22 protein-coding genes are annotated in these 20,652 nt (G+C 72.6%); 17 read left to right on the top strand and 5 right to left on the bottom strand.

Going from position 1 to position 20,652, the window contains the following annotated elements:
• The first annotated feature begins 30 nt into the window (after positions 1-30).
• The 5 genes from ACZ6ZT_RS11365 (at position 31) to ACZ6ZT_RS11345 (ending at position 3,971) form a co-directional block, all read left to right on the top strand.
• A complete protein-coding gene (locus tag ACZ6ZT_RS11365) occupies positions 31-840 on the top strand; it encodes an alpha/beta fold hydrolase (RefSeq protein WP_469717852.1) in 810 nt (269 codons plus the stop codon).
• On the top strand, positions 840-2,102 hold the full coding sequence (locus ACZ6ZT_RS11360; RefSeq protein ID WP_469717850.1) for a PP2C family protein-serine/threonine phosphatase: 1,263 nt from the start codon (positions 840-842) through the stop codon (positions 2,100-2,102). The genes ACZ6ZT_RS11365 and ACZ6ZT_RS11360 overlap by 1 nt, the downstream gene beginning before the upstream one ends.
• The gene (locus ACZ6ZT_RS11355; protein WP_469717847.1) at positions 2,099-2,506 is read left to right on the top strand and encodes an STAS domain-containing protein; all 408 of its coding nucleotides are present in this window, start codon (positions 2,099-2,101) and stop codon (positions 2,504-2,506) included. Before ACZ6ZT_RS11360 ends, ACZ6ZT_RS11355 begins: the two co-directional genes overlap by 4 nt.
• Positions 2,507-2,515: 9 nt before the next feature.
• Positions 2,516-3,481: an LLM class F420-dependent oxidoreductase gene (locus ACZ6ZT_RS11350; RefSeq protein WP_469717845.1), complete on the top strand. Its 966-nt coding sequence runs from the start codon at positions 2,516-2,518 to the stop codon at positions 3,479-3,481.
• Between the two features lie 124 nt (positions 3,482-3,605).
• Complete coding sequence (locus ACZ6ZT_RS11345; protein ID WP_469717842.1) at positions 3,606-3,971, top strand: PRC-barrel domain-containing protein; 366 nt, start codon at positions 3,606-3,608, stop codon at positions 3,969-3,971.
• Between the two features lie 60 nt (positions 3,972-4,031).
• On the opposite strand, the gene ACZ6ZT_RS11340 is transcribed toward ACZ6ZT_RS11345, so the two are convergent.
• Both ACZ6ZT_RS11340 and ACZ6ZT_RS11335 read right to left on the bottom strand, forming a co-directional pair.
• Entirely contained in the window at positions 4,032-4,376 is a 345-nt protein-coding gene (locus ACZ6ZT_RS11340; protein WP_469717840.1) for an STAS domain-containing protein, read from the bottom strand.
• Positions 4,377-4,463: 87 nt separating this feature from the next.
• Positions 4,464-4,898: an ATP-binding protein gene (locus ACZ6ZT_RS11335; protein WP_469717838.1), complete on the bottom strand. Its 435-nt coding sequence runs from the start codon at positions 4,896-4,898 to the stop codon at positions 4,464-4,466.
• A 201-nt stretch (positions 4,899-5,099) separates the two neighbouring features.
• On the opposite strand from ACZ6ZT_RS11335, the gene ACZ6ZT_RS11330 reads away from it, so the two are divergent.
• The 6 genes from ACZ6ZT_RS11330 (at position 5,100) to ACZ6ZT_RS11305 (ending at position 14,457) form a co-directional block, all read left to right on the top strand.
• The gene (locus tag ACZ6ZT_RS11330) at positions 5,100-9,617 is read left to right on the top strand and encodes a HAMP domain-containing protein (protein WP_469717836.1); all 4,518 of its coding nucleotides are present in this window, start codon (positions 5,100-5,102) and stop codon (positions 9,615-9,617) included.
• Positions 9,618-9,660: 43 nt separating this feature from the next.
• Positions 9,661-12,135, top strand: a complete 2,475-nt coding sequence (locus ACZ6ZT_RS11325; protein ID WP_469717833.1) for a SpoIIE family protein phosphatase — start codon at positions 9,661-9,663, stop codon at positions 12,133-12,135.
• A gap of 121 nt (positions 12,136-12,256) precedes the next feature.
• The gene (locus ACZ6ZT_RS11320) at positions 12,257-12,580 is read left to right on the top strand and encodes a plasmid stabilization protein (RefSeq protein ID WP_469717831.1); all 324 of its coding nucleotides are present in this window, start codon (positions 12,257-12,259) and stop codon (positions 12,578-12,580) included.
• Between the two features lie 17 nt (positions 12,581-12,597).
• Positions 12,598-13,272, top strand: coding sequence for an HAD family hydrolase (locus ACZ6ZT_RS11315; RefSeq protein ID WP_469717827.1), 675 nt, complete (start codon positions 12,598-12,600; stop codon positions 13,270-13,272).
• 101 nt (positions 13,273-13,373) lie between these two features.
• Positions 13,374-13,916 (top strand): hypothetical protein, encoded by a 543-nt coding sequence (locus ACZ6ZT_RS11310; RefSeq protein ID WP_469717824.1) that lies wholly within the window; start codon positions 13,374-13,376, stop codon positions 13,914-13,916.
• 1 nt (position 13,917) lies between these two features.
• The gene (locus ACZ6ZT_RS11305) at positions 13,918-14,457 is read left to right on the top strand and encodes a hypothetical protein (protein ID WP_469717822.1); all 540 of its coding nucleotides are present in this window, start codon (positions 13,918-13,920) and stop codon (positions 14,455-14,457) included.
• A gap of 111 nt (positions 14,458-14,568) precedes the next feature.
• Here the strand turns inward: ACZ6ZT_RS11305 and ACZ6ZT_RS11300 are convergent, their stop codons facing one another.
• The gene (locus tag ACZ6ZT_RS11300; RefSeq protein WP_469717820.1) at positions 14,569-15,414 is read right to left on the bottom strand and encodes a class II glutamine amidotransferase; all 846 of its coding nucleotides are present in this window, start codon (positions 15,412-15,414) and stop codon (positions 14,569-14,571) included.
• A 131-nt stretch (positions 15,415-15,545) separates the two neighbouring features.
• Here ACZ6ZT_RS11300 and ACZ6ZT_RS11295 point away from each other — a divergent pair, with 131 nt between their 5' ends.
• Positions 15,546-15,752, top strand: coding sequence for a hypothetical protein (locus ACZ6ZT_RS11295; RefSeq protein ID WP_469717818.1), 207 nt, complete (start codon positions 15,546-15,548; stop codon positions 15,750-15,752).
• Positions 15,753-15,846: 94 nt separating this feature from the next.
• Positions 15,847-16,077, top strand: coding sequence for a DUF6479 family protein (locus tag ACZ6ZT_RS11290; protein ID WP_469717816.1), 231 nt, complete (start codon positions 15,847-15,849; stop codon positions 16,075-16,077).
• 55 nt (positions 16,078-16,132) lie between these two features.
• Here ACZ6ZT_RS11290 and ACZ6ZT_RS11285 read toward each other — a convergent pair whose 3' ends face one another.
• Both ACZ6ZT_RS11285 and ACZ6ZT_RS11280 read right to left on the bottom strand, forming a co-directional pair.
• A complete protein-coding gene (locus ACZ6ZT_RS11285) occupies positions 16,133-16,531 on the bottom strand; it encodes a hypothetical protein (RefSeq protein WP_469717813.1) in 399 nt (132 codons plus the stop codon).
• Between the two features lie 129 nt (positions 16,532-16,660).
• Entirely contained in the window at positions 16,661-17,371 is a 711-nt protein-coding gene (locus ACZ6ZT_RS11280; protein WP_469717810.1) for a restriction endonuclease, read from the bottom strand.
• 121 nt (positions 17,372-17,492) lie between these two features.
• On the opposite strand from ACZ6ZT_RS11280, the gene ACZ6ZT_RS11275 reads away from it, so the two are divergent.
• The 4 genes from ACZ6ZT_RS11275 to ACZ6ZT_RS11260 all read left to right on the top strand — a co-directional run bounded on the left by ACZ6ZT_RS11275 (position 17,493) and on the right by ACZ6ZT_RS11260 (position 20,624).
• On the top strand, positions 17,493-18,914 hold the full coding sequence (locus ACZ6ZT_RS11275) for a mycothione reductase (RefSeq protein ID WP_469717808.1): 1,422 nt from the start codon (positions 17,493-17,495) through the stop codon (positions 18,912-18,914).
• A gap of 126 nt (positions 18,915-19,040) precedes the next feature.
• Complete coding sequence (locus ACZ6ZT_RS11270) at positions 19,041-19,409, top strand: PRC-barrel domain-containing protein (RefSeq protein WP_469717806.1); 369 nt, start codon at positions 19,041-19,043, stop codon at positions 19,407-19,409.
• A gap of 151 nt (positions 19,410-19,560) precedes the next feature.
• On the top strand, positions 19,561-20,046 hold the full coding sequence (locus ACZ6ZT_RS11265) for a DUF6328 family protein (protein WP_469717803.1): 486 nt from the start codon (positions 19,561-19,563) through the stop codon (positions 20,044-20,046).
• Positions 20,047-20,072: 26 nt separating this feature from the next.
• Entirely contained in the window at positions 20,073-20,624 is a 552-nt protein-coding gene (locus tag ACZ6ZT_RS11260; protein WP_469717801.1) for a type 1 glutamine amidotransferase domain-containing protein, read from the top strand.
• Positions 20,625-20,652 lie beyond the last annotated feature (28 nt).

The raw sequence follows: 20,652 nt of genomic DNA, 5'->3' as shown, positions 1-20,652 counted from the left end.
GCGCTGTACGCCGTCTGCGAGGATGGCCGCATGGACGTCCGCAGCAGGAACCAGGTAAGGGTGAGCGGCCGCGCCGGCGGTCCGGTGCTGATGCTGGCGCACGGCTTCGGCTGCGACCAGAACATGTGGCACTCGGTCCTCCCGGCGCTGGAACGCGACCACACGGTGGTGCTGTTCGACCACGTGGGGGCCGGCCGGTCGGATCTGTCGGCATGGAGCCCCGAGCGCTACTCGACGATGGACGGGTACGTCGAGGACGTGCTGGAGATCTGCCGCGAGGTGGCGCCCGGTCCGGTGATCTTCGTGGGGCACTCGGTCAGCGCCACCATGGGCGTACTGGCCGCGGCGCGGGAGCCGAAGCTCTTCGCCGGTCTGGTGCTGCTGGCCCCCTCGCCGTGCTTCATCGACGACCCCGCCACCGGATACCGGGGCGGCTTCAGCGCCCCGGACATCGACGAACTGTTGGAGTCGCTGGACGCGAACTACCTCGGCTGGTCCGGGGCGATGGCCCCGGTCATCATGGGCAACCCGGACCGCCCCGAGCTCGGTGAGGAACTGGCGAACAGCTTCTGCCGCACCGACCCGGAGATCGCCCGCGTCTTCGCCCGGGTGACCTTCCTGTCCGACAACCGCGCCGACCTCGCCAAGGTCACCGTGCCCACGCTCGTCGCCCAGTGCTCCAACGACGCCATCGCCCCGCCCGAGGTGGGCGCGTTCGTCCGCGACCAGATCCCCGGCAGCCGCCTGGTCACGCTCACCGCGACGGGGCACTGCCCCCAGCTCAGCGCCCCCGAGGAGACCACCCACGTCATCAGAGAGTTCGCGAGCACCGTCGGTTGATGCGGCGGGAGGACGCCCGGGACCGGGAGCCGGGGGAGGGGGAGACCTCTTCCCCGGACCGGTTCGCCGCACTGCTGGAGGACAGCGCCGAAGACCTGTACGAGAACGCCCCCTGCGGTTACCTCTCCACCCTCCTCGACGGACGGATCGCCAAGGTCAACGAGCGGCTGCTCGGCTGGCTGGGCTACCGCCGCGAGGAGCTGGTGGGCCGCCGGAGCTTCTCCGAGCTGCTCACGGTCGGCGGCCGTCTTTACCACGAGACGCACTTCGCCCCGCTCCTCGCCATGCAGGGGGAAGTCAGCGGCATCGCCTTCGAACTCAAGGCCGCCGACGGCAGCCGCCTGCCGGTCCTGGTCAGCTCGACCGTCAAGAAGGGGTACGACGGGGAACCGTTGCTGATCCGCACCACCCTCTTCGACGCCCGCGACCGGCGCGCCTACGAGACCGAACTGCTGAGGGCCCGTCAGGAGGCCGAGCGGGAGCGGGAGCGGCTCAAGAGCCTCAACGCCATCCTCCAGCAGACCCTGCTCCCCCCGGCCCTCTCGAACGTGCCGGGCCTGCATGTCGCCGCCCACTACCACGTGGCCTCCGCCGACGAGGTCGGCGGCGACTTCTACGACCTCTTCCCGCTCGCGGCCGACAGCTGGGGCATGTTCCTCGGCGACGTCTGCGGGAAGGGCGCGCGGGCCGCCGCCGTCACCTCCCTGACCCGCTACACCCTGCGCGCCGCCGCCGTCTACGACCCCGAGCCGGCGGCGGTGCTGGGCAACCTCAACACCGTCCTCACCCACGAGTACAACCGGCGCGACCCCCGCTTCTGCACCGTCGTCTTCGGCCTGCTCACCCCCGACCCCGAACAGGGCGGATTCCGCATCACCCTGGCCGGCGGCGGTCACCCCCCGGCCCTGCTGATGCGGGCCGACGGCAGCGCCGCGTACCTGCCCACGCCCGGCGGCCAGCTCATCGGCGTCCTGCCGGACCCGCAGATCACGACCACGACGGTCCGCCTGGTACCCGGAGACACCCTCCTGCTGTACACCGACGGCCTGACCGAGGCCCACACCGCCCAGTCGGGCGGCCGTTACGGCGACGAGGCCCTTCTCGACTTCGCCGGGGACCTGTCCCCGACCACCGCCGACGCCGCGGTCACGGCGATCCGCCGCCTGCTCGACACCTTCGGCGCGGGCGTGGACGACGACACGGCGGTCCTGGCCATCCACGTACCCCGACCCCCCACCGAAGAGCCGCCGTGCACCCCTTGAGCATCCACACGCGCGCCACCCCCGCCGGGCCGGTCGTCGAACTCGCCGGCGACCTGGACCACCACAGCGCCCCCCAGGTGCGCGCCCTGCTGCCCGGTCTGGTGCTCGACCCCGGCCAGCAGCTCGTCGTCGACCTGGCCGGCCTGACGTTCTGCGACTCCAGCGGCATCACCGTGATGATCGCGGCCCGCAACCACGCGGTGGAGGCCCGCGCCGGCATCGCGCTGGCCGCCGTGCCCGACCGGGTCCACCGGATCTTCCGCATCGTCGGCCTCGACCGGGTCTTCACCACCTACCCCACCGCCGCCGACGCCGAGGCCGCCTGGCACCCGGACCCCGCGCCCGCTGGGCCGGACGAGTCCCGCCCGGCGGAGGGAGGTTTCGGCCCGGGCCACGGCGGTTAGGGGCGGAGCATGGTGCGAATCGGATACACGATGATGACCGAGCAGGCCGGCCCGCGCGAACTGGTGTCGCACGTGGTGGGAGCCGAGCGGGCGGGATTCGACTTCTCCGTCATCTCCGACCACTCCTTCCCGTGGCTGGAGTCCCAGGGGCACGCCCCCTACGCGTGGAGCGTGCTGGGCGCGGCCGCCCAGGCCACCTCCCGGATCCCGCTCATGACGTACGTCACCTGCCCGACCTTCCGCTACCACCCGGCGGTCGTCGCGCAGAAGGCCGCCACGGTGCAGATCCTGTCCGAGGGCCGGTTCCGGCTGGGGCTGGGCTCGGGCGAGAACCTCAACGAGCACATCGTCGGCGCGGGCTGGCCCGCCGCCCACGTCCGGCTGGAGATGCTGGAAGAAGCCGTCGAGATCATCCGGCGGATGTTCGAGGGCGGTTCCGTCAGCCACCACGGCACCCACTACGACGTCGAGAACGCCCGCCTCTGGGACCTCCCCGACGAACTGCCCCCCATCGGGATCGCGGTCTCCGGACCCCGCTCGTGCGCGCTCGCGGGCCGGCACGGCGACCTGGTCATCGCGACCGAACCGAAGCGGGAACTCCTGGAGGGCTTCGACGCGCACGGCGGGACCGGCAAGCCGCGCGTCGGGCAGCTCCCCGTCTGCTACGACCCCGACCGCGGGGCGGCCGTCGCGCGGGCCCACGACCAGTTCCGCTGGGCCCTCGGCGGCTGGAAGGTCAACGCCGAGCTCCCCGGCCCGGACAGCTTCGACCAGGCGGCCGAGCGCACCCGCCCCGAGGACGTCGCCGAGGGCATTCCCTGCGGTGACGACGTGGACGCCTTCGTCGAAGCGGTACGCCCCTACGCGGACGCGGGATTCACCGAGGTCGCCCTCGTCCAGATCGGCGGCGCCCACCAGGAGCCCTTCCTGGAGTGGGCCGAGGCCAAGCTGCTGCCCGCCCTGCGCGAGCTCTGAGGAGGCCGTCCGGCCGGGTGACATACCGGCGCGAATGACCTCGGGGGAGCCGGGCAAGCGGGGGGTGGGCGGACCACGGAACCCCGTGCCGTCCCCTTCCCCTTACCGGAGGAGTTGTTTTCGCGTGACGGAACAGGTGTGGAGCTACAAGTCGACCTCGGGCCACCTGGCCGGAGACGACCTGACCGGGTTCACGGTCGAGGCCGTCGACGGGAGCATCGGCAAGGTCGACAAGCACTCCGACGAGGTCGGTGACGCCTACCTGGTCGTCGACACCGGGGTCTGGATCTTCGGCAAGGAGGTCCTGCTCCCGGCCGGCACGGTGCTGCGGATCGAAACGGAGGACAAGAAGGTCTTCGTCGACCGGACCCGGGACCAGATCAAGAACGCCCCCGAATTCCACCGCGACGACCACCTCGGCAACCCGGCCTACCGCGAGGCACTGGACCTCTACTACGGCCCGATCCCCTTCGGCGGCCGCCCCCTCTGACCCCCGCCCGCCCCCCGGGGAAGGGGCTCGGACCCGTCCGGGCCCCTTCCCCGGGCCGGGTCAGGCCCGGATGGCCTCGTCGAGCGTCGGGTGCACGTCGAGGACCGTGTCCGCGCCGGTGAGGGCCAGGAGCCGGACGAGCTGCTGGCGGGGCGCCGCGATGCGCAGCCGGGTGATCCGGTGGACGCGCAGCAGCATGTTCAGACACGTCGAGTCGGCGAAGGTCACCTCGGAGGCGTCGAGGACCACGGTGGCGTGCCGGCTCCCCGCCTCGACGAGCGTCTCGTGGAGCGGCCCGATCGTCTCACTGTCGAGTTCTCCGCGTGCGGCGATGATCCAGACGCCGTCGACGGCGTAGCTCTCGCCGACCGGGCCCTGCGGCCGGGCCCGCCCCTCGTCCGACATGTCGTGTCCCCTCGCGCGTTCGGTCGCATGAAGTATGCACGGCCCGGCGGGTCGACCGTGCCCGAGGGGACGGCCCCGCCGAGCGCGTCAGCCGCCCAGTTCGAGATGGGCGTGCACCGCCTTGCCGTGCGGCAGCGCCTCGACCTCGACCTTCGACGCGAGTTCGTGGATCAGCGGCCAGCCGAAACCACCGGGCTGCCAGGCGGGGGAGGCCCTGTCCACCGGGGAGCGTGGGCTCGCGTCCTCGACCGTGACCCGTACGCCCGTGTCCGTACGGGCGAGGCGGAAGGCCTGGACGCCGCCGGCATGGCGCTGGGCGTTGGTGACCAGTTCCGTCACCACCAGGAGCGCGGCGTCCATCTGCTGCCCCTCGGCCATGCCCTGAGCCGTCAGGAAGTCGCGCGTGCGCGAGCGCGCCTCGGCGCCGGTGAGGGCGGAACCGGGCAGGAGGACGGCAGCCTCCGGCGTCGGTGGCTCGGGCCCGCTGCCCGCCGAGTGGTGCTCACCAGACCCGCCCCGCATACTTTCCCCCTGCTGTCGGCGTCGTTCGGCAGCTCACCGTACTACTCGCCGATACCGCCGTCCCGTACGGCGATTCCCCGGACGGCGGTAACCTTCTGTTATTTGTCGGCCCTGAGGGCGGTCGACCACGATTCAGGGGGCACGATGTCACAGCCGGCCGGGGACGCTTCGGGTCTTGCGGGGGTGCCGGAGGTCCAGGGGATGCCCGGGGCCGTGGGGGAGCCGGAGCTGCGGCAGTTGCTGGCGGGCTTGACCGCCGTACGCGACGGGGACTTCGGTACCCGGCTGCCGGACAGCGCGGACGGGCTGCTCGGTGAGATCGCCACGGTCTTCAACGGCATGGTCGACCAGCTGTCGCTGTTCACCTCGGAGGTCACGCGCGTGGCCCGGGAGGTGGGCACGGAGGGCACCCTCGGCGGCCAGGCCGAGGTGCCGGGTGTGTCGGGCACCTGGGCGGACCTGACCGACTCGGTGAACGCCATGGCCGGCAACCTCACCTCCCAGGTCCGTGACATCGCCCAGGTGGCCACGGCCGTGGCCCGGGGCGACCTGTCGCAGAAGATCGACGTGGACGCGCGCGGGGAGATCCTGGAGCTGAAGAACACCGTCAACACGATGGTCGACCAGCTCTCGGCCTTCGCGGACGAGGTCACCCGCGTGGCCCGCGAGGTCGGCAGCGAGGGCCGGCTGGGCGGTCAGGCACAGGTGCCCGGGGTCGCCGGCGTGTGGCGGGACCTGACGGACTCCGTGAACTTCATGGCCGGCAACCTCACCGACCAGGTCCGCAACATCGCCCAGGTGACCACGGCGGTGGCCAAGGGCGACCTGTCCCAGAAGATCGCGGTGGACGCGCGCGGGGAGATCCTGGAGCTGAAGAACACCATCAACACGATGGTCGACCAGCTCTCCGCCTTCGCCGACGAGGTCACCCGCATGGCCCGCGAGGTCGGCACCGAGGGCATCCTCGGCGGACAGGCGGACGTCAAGGGCGTCTCGGGCACCTGGCGCGACCTCACCGACTCGGTGAACTTCATGGCGGGCAACCTGACCGCGCAGGTCCGCTCCATCGCCCAGGTCGCCACGGCGGTGGCCAAGGGCGACCTGTCGCAGAAGATCGCGGTGGACGCGCGCGGCGAGATCCTGGAGCTGAAGAGCACCATCAACACGATGGTCGACCAGCTCTCCGCCTTCGCCGGCGAGGTGACCCGCGTGGCCCGCGAGGTGGGCACGGACGGCAGGCTCGGCGGGCAGGCGGACGTCAAGGGCGTCTCCGGCACCTGGCGTGACCTCACCGACTCGGTGAACTTCATGGCCGACAACCTGACCGCCCAGGTCCGCTCCATCGCCGAGGTCACCACGGCCGTGGCCCAGGGCGACCTCTCCCAGAAGATCCGGGTGGACGCCCGCGGGGAGATCCTGGAGCTGAAGGAGACCATCAACACGATGGTCGACCAGCTCTCCGCGTTCGCCGACGAGGTCACGCGGGTGGCCCGCGAGGTCGGCACCGAGGGCAACCTCGGCGGCCAGGCCACCGTCCGGGGCGTCTCCGGCACCTGGAAGGACCTCACCGACAACGTCAACGTCATGGCGTCCAACCTGACGGGCCAGGTCCGCTCCATCGCGCAGGTGGCCACGGCCGTCGCCCGCGGCGACCTCTCGCAGAAGATCACCGTCGAGGCCAAGGGCGAGGTCGCCGCCCTCGCCGGGGTCATCAACACGATGGTCGACACGCTCTCCGCGTTCGCCGACGAGGTCACCCGCGTGGCCCGCGAGGTCGGCACCGAGGGGCGGCTCGGAGGCCAGGCCCACGTCCCGCACGTGGCCGGCACCTGGAAGGACCTCACCGACAACGTCAACTCCATGGCGAACAACCTCACGGGCCAGGTCCGCAACATCGCCCTCGTCACCACCGCCGTGGCCAACGGCGACCTCTCCAAGAAGATCGACGTCGACGCCCGCGGCGAGATCCTCGAACTGAAGACGACCATCAACACGATGGTCGACCAGCTCTCCGCCTTCGCCGCCGAGGTGACCCGCGTCGCCCGCGAGGTCGGCAGCGAGGGCCGGCTCGGCGGCCAGGCCGAGGTCGAAGGCGTCTCCGGCACCTGGAAGCGCCTCACCGAGAACGTGAACGAGCTGGCCGGCAACCTCACCCGGCAGGTCCGCGCGATCGCCGAGGTCGCCAGCGCCGTCGCCGAGGGCGACCTGACGCGCTCCATCACCGTGGACGCCTCCGGCGAGGTCGCCGAACTCAAGGACAACATCAACTCCATGGTGGGATCGCTGCGCGAGACCACCCGGGCCAATCAGGAACAGGACTGGCTCAAGTCCAACCTGGCCCGCATCTCCTCCCTGATGCAGGGCCACCGCGACCTCGCCGTCGTCGCCGAACTCGTCATGGACGAGCTGTCGCCCCTGGTGTCCGCCAGCTACGGAGCCTTCTACCTGGCCGAGGAGACGGACTCCGAGACCTGGCTGACCCTCCTGGGCTCCTACGGCCGGCCCGCGGACAGCCCCGCCACCGTACGGTTCCGGCGCGGCGACACCCTCGTCGGACAGGCGGCCCGCAGCCGCCGCACCATCGCCATCGACGACCTGCCCGCCGGCTACCTGATCTCCTCCGGCCTCGGCCAGGCCGCGCCCGCCAGCCTCGTCGTCCTGCCCATCGTGGTCGAGGAACAGGTGCTCGGCGTCATCGAGCTCGCCTCCTTCCGCGCCTTCACCGCCGTCCACCGGGATTTCCTCGGCCAGCTGATGGAGACCATCGGCGCCAACGTCAGCACGATCGTGGCCAACGCCCGCACCGACGAACTGCTCGGCGAGTCCCAGCGCCTCACCGCCGAACTCCAGGCCCGCTCCACCGAACTCCAGGTCCAGCAGGACGAACTCCAGCGCTCCAACGCCGAACTGGAGGAGAAGGCCGCGCTCCTCGCCAGCCAGAACCGGGACATCGAGGCCAAGAACCTGGAGATCGAACAGGCCCGGCAGGAGCTGGAGGACCGCGCCCAGCAGCTCTCGCGCGCCTCGAAGTACAAGTCGGAGTTCCTGGCCAACATGAGCCACGAACTGCGCACCCCGCTCAACAGCCTGCTCATCCTCGCCCAGCTCCTGGCGCAGAACCCGACCCGCAACCTCACCTCGAAGCAGGTCGAGTACGCGGGCATCATCCACTCGGCGGGCTCCGACCTGCTCCAGCTGATCAACGACATCCTCGACCTGTCCAAGGTCGAGGCAGGCAAGATGGACATCAACCCCGAACGGGTCGCGCTCAAGCAGCTCCTCGACTACGTCGAAGCCACGTTCCGCCCGCTGACCAGCCAGAAGAGCCTCGGCTTCGAGATCACCACCGCCCCCGGGGTACCGGTGGACCTGATCACCGACGACGCCCGGCTCCGGCAGATCCTGCGCAACCTGCTCTCCAACGCCGTGAAGTTCACCGAGCACGGCCGCGTCGAACTGCACATCGAGCCCGTCGCCGCCGACGAGCTCCCGCCGGGCCTGGCCCCGTACCAGGCCATGGTCGCCTTCCGGGTCAAGGACACCGGCATCGGGATCGCCGAACAGCAGCTGGAGACCGTCTTCGCCGCCTTCCAGCAGGCCGACGGCACCACCAGCCGCAAGTACGGCGGCACCGGACTGGGCCTGTCCATCAGCCGCGAGATCGCCCACCTCCTCGGCGGCGCCGTCACGGTCCGCAGCGCCCTCGGCGAGGGCTCCGTCTTCACCCTCTACCTGCCCATCGCCCGGCCCGACTTCGCCACCCCGGAACTGCCCGCCGCCTCCGACCACCTCAGCGCGGACGCGGCGCGCGAACCCGGCCCCGCCGCCCCGGCAGCCCCGCTGCCCGTACCCCACCAGCGCCGGCTGCTGATCATCGAGGAACGGCCGCACGGCCTGCTCACCCTGGTCGCCGAAAGCGCCTCCCAGGACCTCGCCCAGGGACGCGGCCCGGCCGGACCCCACGACACGGTCGAGGTGGTCACCGTCACCAGCTCCCAGGAGGCGGCCGCCGCCCTCGCCAGCGCCCCCGTGCACTGCGTCGTCCTCGACCTCGGCCTCTCCCGCGACGGCGCCATCCGCTTCCTCGACGCACTCGACGGCGACAGTGCCCTGTCGGCCACCCCGGTCCTCGCGCACGGCACCAGCCGCCTCTACGCGGAACAGGAACGCGAACTCCAGCAGCACGTCTCCCGACGCCCGCTGGAACTCCTCTCCAGCCTGGACGAACTGCGCGAACGCATCACCCTGCACCTGTCCGCCGAACAGGCCGCCGACGTCCTGCCGCTGGTACGCCAGCAGACGGGCAACCAGGCCGCCCACGTCATCGAGGGCGAGCTGACCGGACGCACCGTCCTCGTCGTCGACGACGACTCCCGCAACCTCTACGCGATCACCGGCATCCTCGAACTCCACGGCATCCGCGTCCTGCACGCCGAGAACGGACGCAAGGGCATCGAGGCACTGACCGCCAACCCCGGCGTCGACCTGATCCTGATGGACGTGATGATGCCCGAGATGGACGGCTACGCCGCGACCGGGGAGATCCGCAGCAACCCCCGGTACGCCGACCTCCCCATCATCTCCGTCACCGCCAAGGCCATGCCCGGCGACCGGGAGAAGAGCTTCGCCGCCGGAGCCAGCGACTACGTCACCAAGCCCGTGGACGCCGACGACCTCATCGGCCGGGTCCGCCGCTGGATCGTCCGCGAGCCGGCGTGAACACCCCGCGGCCCCTCCGGCCCTCCGCCCCCCACCCCTCCCGATGACGAGGAACCCCGTGAACCCCGTGCCGGACCTCGGCGACCCGCACGCCACCGCCCGTACGCCCGGCCCCCGGCAACCCGCCACCGGGGACGGCCCGCCGCCGTCGGGCGCCCCCGCGCACCAGCACGGCGAGGCCGGACGGCTCGCCGCCACCGTGGAACGCCTGCGCGGTGAGGTCCGGGCTGCCCAGAACGCCGCCGACGGGCGGGCCCTCCTGGAAATGGCCAAGGGCGTCCTGATGGGACGGCTCGGCTGCGGTCCGGCCGAGGCCGCGCACCAGCTGGCCAGCCTCTCCCAGCGGTCCGGCACCGAAGCCCTCGAAATGGCCGTGGACATCATCAACGAGGCCGCCGGCGACCGGGTCAGCCAGATCGCCGCGGAATTCCTCGCCCGCACCGCCCACGGCGGCCCGGACGGTGACGAGGTGAAGAACACGGCCCTCAGGCTGCGCAGCGCCGAGAGCCGGGTCCTGGCCTCCCCGGACGCCCAGTCCGTCGCCGTCGCCCTCCTGGAGAACGCCCTCGCCCCGCTCGGCGCGACCGGCGTCGCGATCTGGCTCGCCGACGCCGACTCCTCCCTGTCCCTCGCGGGCCAGGCGGGCTTCACCGACGAGGAAGCCACACGGTGGCGCTACGTACCCCCCGAGGTCGCCACCTGCGCCCGCCTCGCCCTCACCACCCGCGCACCCGCCTTCATCGCCAGCCTCGCCGACGGCGCCCTGCCCACCATCGGCCGCCGACGGCACCCGGACGGCGCCCGCCTCGCGGTACCCGCCGGGACGGGCGGCCGCATCCTCGGGGTGGTCGAAGTCGCCTGGCCCCAGCCCCAGCCCAGCCAGCCCCCGCGGATCCTGCGGCAGATCGAGGCGATGGCCGAGCTGTGCGCGCGCACCCTCGACGACGCGTGCCCCCCGGCCGCCGCCGCCCCGGGCCTCGCCCCGGCCGCGCCCGGCACGGGCCTCGTGGGCGTCGCGGAACTCGCCGACCTCAGCGACGCCCTCCACGACCCGGCCCTGATCCTCACCCCCCACCTCGACTCCCGCGGCAACCTCGCCGACTTCCGGATCCACCACGCCAACGAACACTTCGTCGATCCGGCCGGCCGGCCCACCGGCGCCGTCACCGGCTCCCTCTTCCTGGAGGCGTACGCCCTCGCCGAGGCGGACGGCCTGTTCGAAAAGATCGAACGGGTCCACGCGACGGGAGAGCCCCTGCGCACCGAGCGCATGTCCCTGACCGCCATCGTCGACCAGGTGCCCCTCACGTCCTTCGCCGACGTGAGCATCACCCGCCACGGCGGCGCGGTCCTGCTCCTGTGGAAGGTCGAGGACGAGACGGCGCGGCTGGCGAGCCTGCTCGGCCACGCCCAACGCCTCGGACGCGTCGGCGGCTTCGAGGAGAGCCTCGTCAGCGGCCGGATCACCTGGAACGGGCAGCTCTTCGCCCTCTACGGGCTGCCCCCCACCACCCCGCCCGTCTCCCTGCGCGACCTCGCCGCCCACGCCCACCCCGACGACGCCATCGCCATCACCCGCTTCCTGCGCACCCTGCTGCACCACCACCGCGAGGCCTCCGTGGACCTGCGGCTGCGCCGCCCCGACGGCATCACCCGGCACGTGCGCATCGTCGCCGAGCCCGCCCTCGACGCCCGGGGCGCCCTGCACACCGTCCGGGGCGCCTACCAGGACATCTCCTCCCAGCACTGGACCGAGGTCGCCCTCGCCGCCACCCGCGACCGGCTGGCCCACAGCGAGGCCGAAACCGTCGAGCGCACCCGCCTCACCCTCCAGCTCCAGCACGCGATCATGCCGCCCGCCCCCGCACCCCTGGAGGTCCCCGGCATCCGGGTCGCCGTGCGCTACCGGCCCGCCGAGGAGGAGGCGCTGGTGGGCGGCGACTGGTACGACGCCACCATCCTGCCCAGCCGCAGCATCCTGCTGTGCGTCGGCGACGTCGCGGGCCACGGCATCGAGGCCGCCACCGGCATGGTCATACTGCGCAACGCCCTGCGCGGCCTCGCCGTCACCGGAGCCGGCCCCGCACAACTCCTCACCTGGCTGAACGCCGTCGCCCACCACCTCACCGACCAGGTGACCGCCACCGCCGTCTGCGGGGTCTACGACCCCCACACCCGCGTGCTGCGCTGGGCCCGGGCCGGCCACCTGCCGCCCGTCCTCGTCCGGCGCGGCGCCGCCGAGGCGTTCCCCCTCACCGGCGGCCTGCTGCTCGGGGCGCTGCCCGACACCGCCTACACCGAGCAGGAGATCCAGCTCGAACCGGACGACACGCTGCTGATGTACACGGACGGGCTGGTGGAACGGCGCGACACCTCGGTCTCGGAGACGCTCACCCACCTCCTCGCCGTCGCCGCGCGGGAGGCGACCAGCCTGGAGGGACGGCTCGACCACCTGCTCACGTACAGCCGCTCGGACACCGACGACGACACCTGTCTGATCGGCATCCAGGTGAGGTGATCCCACGGCGACGCGTGCGGGCACGGGCAGCGGGTAGGCGCCCCGTGCTTCGGTGACCGTCAGCACGCGGCCGGACCGCGGCCGTGCGGCCCGGTCCCACGCCGAGAGAGGAGACCCCGTCATGCCCCGAGGATCCAGCCCCAAGCGCGAGCGCCAGTACGAGCACATCAAGGAGAGCGCCGAGGAGCGCGGCGAGAGCCCCGACCGCGCCAAGGAAATCGCCGCCCGTACGGTCAACAAGGAGCGGGCCCGCGCCGGGGAGTCGAAGACGGCGAGCAAGAGCTCGATCGAGGACATGTCCTCCTCCCGGCGCGGCGGCCTGCACTCCCACAGCGGAGCGCAGGGCCCCACCTACGACCAGCTGTACGCGGAGGCGCAGCGCCGCGACGTGCACGGCCGCTCGACGATGAACAAGGCCGAGCTCAAGCGCGAACTCGGACAGTGAGCGGGGCGGGAGGCCACATGAACCGCGCCGCGCTGTTCGACGTCGACGGCACCCTCGTCGACACCAATCACCTGCACGTCGTCAGCTGGTGGGAGGCCCTGCGGCAAGCCGGCCACGACGTCGCGACGCACGAGATCCACCGGGCGATCGGCCTGCCCGGCGAAGACCTCCTCGCGCACCTGCTGGGCGAGGGGCGCGACCCGGGCGAGGACGAGCGGCTCAGCACCGCGCACAGCACCCTGTACGCCACCTGGTTCGACCGGCTGGCCGCCTTCGACTCGGCGGCCGAACTGCTGCGGGAGCTGGACCGGCGGGGCTGGCGGGTGGTGCTGGTGACCTCGGCGAAGGACGCCGAACTCGACGCGCTCAGACGGGCCCTCGGAGCCGACGACGCCATCGCCGCGACGGCCAGCGCCGACGACGTGGAGGAGGGCAAACCCGCCCCCGACCCGGTGCGGCACGCCCTCGGCCTCGTCGACGCGTCCGCGCGCGGCTCCGTGTTCGTCGGCGACAGCGTCTGGGACATGCGGGCGGGCACCCGCGCCGACGTCGCCTGCGTCGGGCTGCTCTGCGGCGGCATCCCGCGCGACGACCTCGAAGAGGCCGGCGCCCGCGCCGTCTACCGGCATCCCGCCGAACTGCTCGCGCACCTCGACGCCAGCCCCTTCGGCGCCGCCCCGGACGGCGGCTGAAGCGTCCCCGACCCGCCCCCGCCCCGGCGTTTGCCCGGGGGCAGGGCGGGCAGGCGCGTCGACACACAGGGGGGAATGGCCCCGCCGGATGGAGGCCGGACATGTCGACAAGCATGCTGATCATCATCATCGTCGTCGCGGTACTCGTGGTGCTCGCCATCACGGCACTGCTGGGAATGCTGGCCCGACGACGCCACCTGCGCAGCCGGTTCGGACCCGAGTACCAGCGCGCGGTCGACGAGGAGGGCGGCAAGCTCGCCGCCGAGCGAGACCTGCGCGCCCGCGAGGAACGGCACGACAAGCTCGACATCAAGGAACTCTCCCCCGAGCGGCGCAGCCAGTACGCGCAGGAGTGGAGCGGTGTCCAGGAGCACTTCGTGGACCGCCCCGACGTCTCGGTGTCCGAGGCCGACGCGCTCGTGACCCGGCTGATGGGGGAGCGCGGCTACCCGACGGACGACTACCACGGAGCGGTCCGCGACCTGTCGGTCGAGCACGGACGCACGCTGGAGCACTACCGGGCCGCACACGACGTCAAGGTGCGCAGCGGGAGCGGACAGGCGACGACCGAGGAACTGCGCGGCGCGATGGTGCACTACCGCGCCCTGTTCGAGGACCTGCTGACCGACCAGAGGAGCCGATGACATGCAGACCCACGACGACATGGAGGGCCGGGGGACCGACCCCGGTCTGACCACCGAGGACCTGGCGCATCCGGGTACGGGCGGCGGCGGTGACGACGCGCCCCTCTACCCGGGGGAGGCCACCTCCGGCACGGCCGGTGACACCGTACGCGGCGACGACGTACGGACGGACGACGACGTGCGCGACGTCGGCGCGGGCGACGACGACGTACGGCAGGACCTGACGGGCGGCAACGGGGCCGGATCGGCCACGGGCGACGCCAACGGGGAGGCCGAGCCGCTGCTCGACACCGGCGAGGCGCAGCGGTACCGCACGTCCTGGAGCGAGATCCAGGGCCGGTTCGTCGACGACCCGCAGGACGCGGTCCGGTCGGCGGACACCCTGGTGGCCGAGGTCATGCAGACCCTGGCCGGCACCTTCTCCTCCCGCAAGCAGGGGCTTCAGGAGCAGTGGGACCGCGGCGAGCAGGTGGCCACGGAGGACCTGCGGCTCGCCCTCCAGCAGTACCGGTCGTTCTTCAACCGGCTGCTCAACACCTGAGCTCGACACCTGAGCTCGACCCCTGAGCTCGACCCCTGACCGAGTGGCTCGCGCCGGGAGCCCCGTCCGACCGGACGGGGCTCCCGGCATGTCCGGCCCCCGCTCAGAGGCTCAGAACGGCTCCGGGAAGAAGGGGTGGTAGTCCGCGTGCGGCCCGGACGGGATCACCGCGTAGCTGGCCTCCGGCAGCTCGTTCCACACCCCGTGCAGATCCCCCAGCGGCTCGGACACCACCATGCGGGTGTCGTCGGAGATCGCCTGGAGGTAGTCGACCTCCGGGTGGAGATGGCGGACGGTGTCCGCCCGGCTGCTGTAGAACAGCGAGCGGGACCTGCCGAGGGTGGAGTAACGGAACGCCCACACGCACTCGCCGTTGCTCACCGCCACGGTCATCTGGAGCGGATCCTGTACGCCGTGCTCCTTGCCGAGGTGCTCGACCAGCCCCGCCATCCGGGCCACCGCACCCGGGACGTCCTGGTCGAGGCCGTAGGTGACCGCCAGGTAGAACATCACCTCGGAGTCCGTGGACCCCTCGATGCACGGGAAGAGCGCCGGGTCGACCGCCATGCACAGGTCCCGCTGCAACCGGGGGAACTCCGCGATGGCCCCGTTGTGCATCCACATCCACCGTCCGTGGCGGAACGGGTGGCAGTTCGTCTGCTGGATCGCCGAGCCGGTGGAGGCCCGGACGTGCGCGAAGAACAGCGGGGAGCGGACGTGCGCCGCCAGCTCGCGCAGATTGCGGTTGTTCCAGGCCGGACCGATGTCCCGGAACACGGCGGGCGTCCCGTCGCCGTCGCCGTCCCGGCTGTACCAGCCGATGCCGAACCCGTCGCCGTTGGTCGACTCGACGCCCATCCGGGCATGGAGGCTCTGGTTGATCAGCGAGTGCTCCGGGCGGTAGAGCACGGCGTCGAGCAGCATGGGCGTGCCCGAGTAGGCAAGCCAGCGGCACATCCGCACCACCCCTTTCGCGGCCTGCTCCGAGCCTAGCGCCGACGGCGGACCGCTACCCGTCGCCGGCCGGTCTGAGGAGCCCCTGGCCGGGTAGCCGCAAGGAACCACCCGTACCACCGAAGGAGGACGAGATGACGAAGCGCGAGACGTCCGGGAGCCACCCGCGCACCACTCCGTCGCAGGCCGAGGGCGAGAGCGGCGACCGCGAGGCCCGGCGCCAGGCCGATGACGCGGTGGCGGGGCAGGGCGGGGGCGACACCGCCGACGCGGGCGGTCACCGGGCCAAGCGGCAGAGCCCGGGCCTCGGCCGCGAGGAACAGGCCGGCCCGGACGAATGAGCGGCCCGCACGGACGCCGCGGCGCGGACGCACCCGTCCGGGGTATCCCCGCCGCGGCGGCTGTAAGCCCGCCGATCCGGGGTAGGCGGCGGTCATGATTGCTACCGAGACCCTCGCCGCCGAAGGCCGCGGCGCACTGTTCCTCATCCTCGCCGGCGTCGTCGTGGCACTGCTGCTGATCGGTGCCTTCTGGTACGGCAGCCGGCGCAGCGCACGCCGCACGCCCCCCGCCGCACCGGCCACGCAGAACCCCGTGGCCCAGAGTCGACAGGACTCCTGGCAGACGCCCGAAGGCGGCGAGGACGGCCCCCGGCCGCCCGTGTGAGCCCCGCCCGCCCCGCCGCCTCCCGTCCCCCACCGGGGCGGGAGGCGGCGGTCGCTCAGCGGTGCGCCGTGCGGTGGCCGAACCAGTGGCTCCGGCCGCGCGGGGCGTCGGAGAGCGGCGCGGCCGTGTCCGCCCGCATGCCGTCGCGCGGCTCGGCCAGGCCGTCGTCGTCCACGTCACGGCGGGAGACGGCGGCGTCGCGGCGCGTCCGCACGGAGCGTCGGGCCGAACGGCGGGCGCCGGCCATCATCAGCGCCAGCCCGAGCAGGGCGGCCGCGCCGACGATGATCCCGCACAGGAAGAGGCTTCCCGTGGAACCGGTGGCGTGGTAGCCGAACACGGAGAAGTCGCCGCCCGCGCCGAGGCTGTGCGCGGCTCCCATATTCCCGAAGATGCCGGTCAGGCCGACGACGGCGGCGACGATCAAGATGATGAGTCCGAGGATGAGGATCATGGAATCGCTCCTTGGAAGTACGCCCGGCCGGCCACCGGGCCGGCTGGCGCCTACCCTCGGACGCGTCCCCCAAGCAGCACGCCGCGGCCCCGGCGGCGTCCTCCACGCCGTCGGGGCCGCGCCGCCGGTTCACTCCCGGCCCGCCGGGACCTCCCACGGCGGCCGGCCGGCCGGGTCCGTCCAGGCGGCCAGGGCTTCGCCGTCGACGCAGACTATGGAGCAGGCGGCCGCGTACTCCAGGGCGGGCGCAGTGAACGAGCTGGTGGTCACGATGACCGCCACATCGGCGTCGTGGACGGCGAAGCAGGTGCCGCCGAAGCGCTGGAGGTCCTGCGAGCCGACCCGGTGGTCCTCGGCGTAGTGCTTGCACTGGACGACGACCCGGCGTCCGTCCGGGGTCACGGCGATCACGTCGGCCCCCAGATCGCCCGCGCCCCCCACCACTTCCACGGTGGTGCAGCCGTCCCGCGCGCAGAGCGCGGCGACGCTGTGTTCGAAGCCGTCGGCGTCGACCCCGGCATGGTCGAGCGCGGTGGCCCCCAGGTCCGGGACCTCCGGCACCTCCAGGGACCCCGGCGCCGCGCCGTCGGCCGCGAGCGCCACGGGGCGCCGCCGCACCGGTGACACGCCCCACTTGGCGAGGGCCACCCCCACCAGCAGCACCACCACCGCGACGACCGGCACGAACGGCACCCGCGCCCCGGCCTCGCCCGCCGCCTTGACGAACGCGGCCAGCCCGCAGACGCCGATGCCGGCGAGCCCGATGGCGAGTACCACGTCCCGCCCGATCGGCGCGCCCCGGCGCCGGACCCGGCCCGTCCCCACCCTCGGTGTCGTCATGAGCCACCCCTCCCGTTCGTACTGATGATCACCGTCTTCCCCGTACCGGCCGGGCCATGAGCCGCCCCCGCACGCAGCGCGTCGCCGAGCGGCCGGCCGGGACGGCTCGTAGCCTGAGCCGATGCGCCATCACGATCTCGTCGTCATCGGAGCGGGCTCCGGCAACACCGTGATCGACGACTCCTTCGCCCCTCTCGACGTCGCCGTCGTCGAGGAACGCTGGTTCGGCGGTACGTGCCTCAACGCGGGCTGTATCCCGAGCAAGATGCTCGCCTACGCCGCCCAGGTCGCCCGGACCGTCGACGAAGCCGGTACGTACGACGTGGACGCGCAGCTGCGCGACGTGCGCTGGCGGGCGCTGCGCGACCGGGTGTTCGGGCGGCTCGACGCCGAGCGCGAGGAGGGCCGCCGGGGCCGCCTGAAAGCGGACTTCATCACCGTGTACGAGGGGACGGCGCGGTTCACCGGCCCCCGGCGGCTGCGGATCGCCCTCGCGGACGGCCCCGTCGACATCGAGGCCCGGCAGATCGTCGTCGCCGTCGGCGGCCGGCCGCTCGTCCCCCCGCCCGTCGCCGACTCCGGGCTGCCGTACGAGACGTCCGACACGATCATGCGGATCGACGCGCCGCCCCGCCGCCTGGCCGTGCTCGGCGGCGGCTACATCGCGGCCGAACTCGCGGAGGTGTTCGCGGCGGTGGGCAGTTCCGTCGTCATCGTCGAGAAGGAGGATCACCTCCTAGGCCCCCAGGACGAGGCGGTCGCCAAGCGGTTCACCGAACTGGCCCGCGCCCGCTACGACCTCAGGCTCGGCCGGGAGGTCACCGCCGTCAGCGGCCGGCCGGGGGCGCTGCGGCTGAGCCTGGACGACGGTTCCACGGTCGAGGCGGACCTGCTGCTGGTCGCCACGGGCCGCGTCCCCAACGGCGACCGGCTGGACCTGGAGGCCGCGGGCATCGCCACCCACGACGACGGCCGCATCGTCGTCGACGCCCACCAACGCACCACCGCGGACGGCGTCTTCGCCCTCGGCGACGTCTGCACGGACGTCCCGCTCAAACACGTCGCCAACCGTGAGGCGGAGGTCGTCGCCCACAACCTCCGCCACCCGGACGACCTCGTCACGACCGGCGACGCTCCGGTGCCCGCGGGCATCTTCGCCGACCCCCAGATCGCCTCCGTGGGCGCCACCGAGCGCGAATGCCGCGAGCGCGGACTGGACTTCCTGGTCGGCGAGGCGCGGTACGAGGACGTCGCCTACGGCTGGGCCACGGAGGACACCACCGGCTTCTGCAAGGTGCTCGCCGAACGCGGCAGCGGCCGTCTCCTCGGCGCCCACCTCATGGGCCCGCAGGCCGCCGCTCTCCTCCAGCCGCTCGTCCTCGCCATGACGCTGGGCATCGACGCCACCACCCTCGCCCGCTCCCCGTACTGGATCCACCCCGCGCCCACCGAACTGGTGGAGCAGGCCCTCCTCGGCCTCGGCGCCCCTGACGAGCCGGGCGGCCAGGGCGGCCCTGACGATCCTGACGAGCCCGGCGAATGAACCCGCGCGAATGAACCCGGGGCGGCGGGGCACGCGGAGTTCAGGCGAGGACGGGCGGCCCGGACGAGGCTCCGCCACCCCCCCTCACCAGCTGAACCATCCGCAACACCAGAGGAGTTGTTCCGCGTGACTGAGCATGTATGGAGTTACAAGTCGACCTCTGGCCTGGCGGCGGGCACCGACCTGACCGGCTTCAAGGTCGAGGCGACCGATGGCAGCATCGGCAAGGTCGACAAGCACTCCGACGAGGTCGGTGACGCCTACCTGGTCGTCGACACCGGGGTCTGGATCTTCGGCAAGGAGGTCCTGCTGCCGGCGAGCACCGTCGTCAGCGTCGATCCCGAGCAGCGCACGGTCTACGTCGACCGGACCAGGGGCCAGATCAAGGACGCCCCCGAGTTCCACCGCGACCAGCACCTCGGCGACCCCGGGTACCGGGACCAGCTGGGCGGCTACTACGGGTCCGCGGCGCCCTTCGGCGTCCCCCCGGCCTGACCGGCCGGACGCGGTGGGCCCGGACTCCCGGAGTCCGGGCCCACCGCCGTTCCCGGACCGGGAAAGCCGGGTCCGGGCCGCCCACGGGCGGCCGGGCATGAGGTGGGAGGCGCCGGGTAGGCGCACCGTCACAGGAGTCAAGGGAGGTTCGATGCCGGGTGCCATGGGGGCAGGCCGGGACGAGACCGTCGAGGAACGCGCGGACCGGCAGTGGCAGGAGCTGATCCAGGAGATCCGCGTCGCCCAGACCGGTGTGCAGATCCTCGTCGGGTTCCTGCTCACCGTCGCCTTCACGCCCACCTTCCACGGGCTGGAGCAGACCGACAAGACGACCTACATCGTGACGGTGCTGCTGGGCTCCCTCGCGACGGGCGCGCTGATCGGCCCGGTCGCCTTCCACCGCATCGTGTCGGGCCGGAAGATCAAGCCCGAGGCGGTCGTCTGGGCCGCCCGCCTGACCCTCGCGGGCCTGGTGCTGCTGCTGGCCACCTGCACCTCGGCCCTCTTCCTCGTCCTGCGCGTCGCGACCCACAACGACCTCGTGCCGTGGCTGGTGGGCGGCGTGCTGGCCTGGTACCTCCTGTGCTGGTTCGGGCTGCCCCTGTGGGCCCGTGTCCGCTACACCGCCGAGAAGTGATCGCCACCGTAAGGAGTTGAACCCCCATGCGCATCGCCTTTCTGACCGCGCCCGAAGGCGTGGAGGAGATCGAACTCACCGAACCCTGGAAGGCCGTCGAGCAGGCCGGATGGAACCCGCAGCTGGTCTCCACCGAACCCGGCCGCGTCCAGGCGTTCCAGCACCTCGACAAGGCCGGCACCTACCCCGTCGACCATGTCCTGGCCGGCACCACCGCGGACGCCTTCGACGCGCTCGTCCTGCCCGGCGGGGTCGCCAACCCCGACGCGCTGCGCATGGACGAGCGGGCCGTCGCCTTCACCCGCAGCTTCTTCGAGGCGGACAAGCCCGTCGCGGCGATCTGCCACGCCCCGTGGACGCTGGTGGAGGCCGACGTACTGCGCGGCCGCACGCTGACCTCGTGGCCGAGCCTGGCCACCGACATCCGCAACGCCGGAGGCACCTGGGTGGACGAGTCCGTACACGTCTGCGAGGCGGCCCCCGGAACGCTGATCACCAGCCGGAAGCCGGACGACCTCGACGACTTCTGCGCCGCGTTCCTGAAGGTGTTCGGCGGCGGCTCGGGCGAGAGCGCCTGACCGGGTCAGGTAAGACCTGACGACACCG

The organism is Streptomyces sp. NPDC102258 (assembly GCF_055584685.1).
The sequence above is the reverse complement of the archived record's forward strand: the minus strand, read 5'-3'. Positions and strand labels throughout refer to the sequence as shown.

Bases quoted from the DNA above. Each gene is read 5' to 3' on its own strand.
- ACZ6ZT_RS11365 (WP_469717852.1), top strand. From the start codon at position 31: ATGGACGTCCGCAGCAGGAACCAGGTAAGGGTGAGCGGCCGCGCCGGC.
- ACZ6ZT_RS11265 (WP_469717803.1), top strand. From the start codon at position 19,561: ATGCCGGGTGCCATGGGGGCAGGCCGGGACGAGACCGTCGAGGAACGC.
- ACZ6ZT_RS11285 (WP_469717813.1), bottom strand. From the start codon at position 16,531: ATGATCCTCATCCTCGGACTCATCATCTTGATCGTCGCCGCCGTCGTC.
- ACZ6ZT_RS11315 (WP_469717827.1), top strand. From the start codon at position 12,598: ATGAACCGCGCCGCGCTGTTCGACGTCGACGGCACCCTCGTCGACACC.
- ACZ6ZT_RS11310 (WP_469717824.1), top strand. From the start codon at position 13,374: ATGTCGACAAGCATGCTGATCATCATCATCGTCGTCGCGGTACTCGTG.
- ACZ6ZT_RS11260 (WP_469717801.1), top strand. From the start codon at position 20,073: ATGCGCATCGCCTTTCTGACCGCGCCCGAAGGCGTGGAGGAGATCGAA.
- ACZ6ZT_RS11275 (WP_469717808.1), top strand. From the start codon at position 17,493: ATGCGCCATCACGATCTCGTCGTCATCGGAGCGGGCTCCGGCAACACC.
- ACZ6ZT_RS11280 (WP_469717810.1), bottom strand. From the start codon at position 17,371: ATGACGACACCGAGGGTGGGGACGGGCCGGGTCCGGCGCCGGGGCGCG.
- ACZ6ZT_RS11305 (WP_469717822.1), top strand. From the start codon at position 13,918: ATGCAGACCCACGACGACATGGAGGGCCGGGGGACCGACCCCGGTCTG.
- ACZ6ZT_RS11360 (WP_469717850.1), top strand. From the start codon at position 840: ATGCGGCGGGAGGACGCCCGGGACCGGGAGCCGGGGGAGGGGGAGACC.
- ACZ6ZT_RS11340 (WP_469717840.1), bottom strand. From the start codon at position 4,376: ATGTCGGACGAGGGGCGGGCCCGGCCGCAGGGCCCGGTCGGCGAGAGC.
- ACZ6ZT_RS11350 (WP_469717845.1), top strand. From the start codon at position 2,516: ATGGTGCGAATCGGATACACGATGATGACCGAGCAGGCCGGCCCGCGC.
- ACZ6ZT_RS11335 (WP_469717838.1), bottom strand. From the start codon at position 4,898: ATGCGGGGCGGGTCTGGTGAGCACCACTCGGCGGGCAGCGGGCCCGAG.
- ACZ6ZT_RS11320 (WP_469717831.1), top strand. From the start codon at position 12,257: ATGCCCCGAGGATCCAGCCCCAAGCGCGAGCGCCAGTACGAGCACATC.
- ACZ6ZT_RS11295 (WP_469717818.1), top strand. From the start codon at position 15,546: ATGACGAAGCGCGAGACGTCCGGGAGCCACCCGCGCACCACTCCGTCG.
- ACZ6ZT_RS11290 (WP_469717816.1), top strand. From the start codon at position 15,847: ATGATTGCTACCGAGACCCTCGCCGCCGAAGGCCGCGGCGCACTGTTC.
- ACZ6ZT_RS11325 (WP_469717833.1), top strand. From the start codon at position 9,661: ATGACGAGGAACCCCGTGAACCCCGTGCCGGACCTCGGCGACCCGCAC.
- ACZ6ZT_RS11330 (WP_469717836.1), top strand. From the start codon at position 5,100: ATGCCCGGGGCCGTGGGGGAGCCGGAGCTGCGGCAGTTGCTGGCGGGC.
- ACZ6ZT_RS11300 (WP_469717820.1), bottom strand. From the start codon at position 15,414: ATGTGCCGCTGGCTTGCCTACTCGGGCACGCCCATGCTGCTCGACGCC.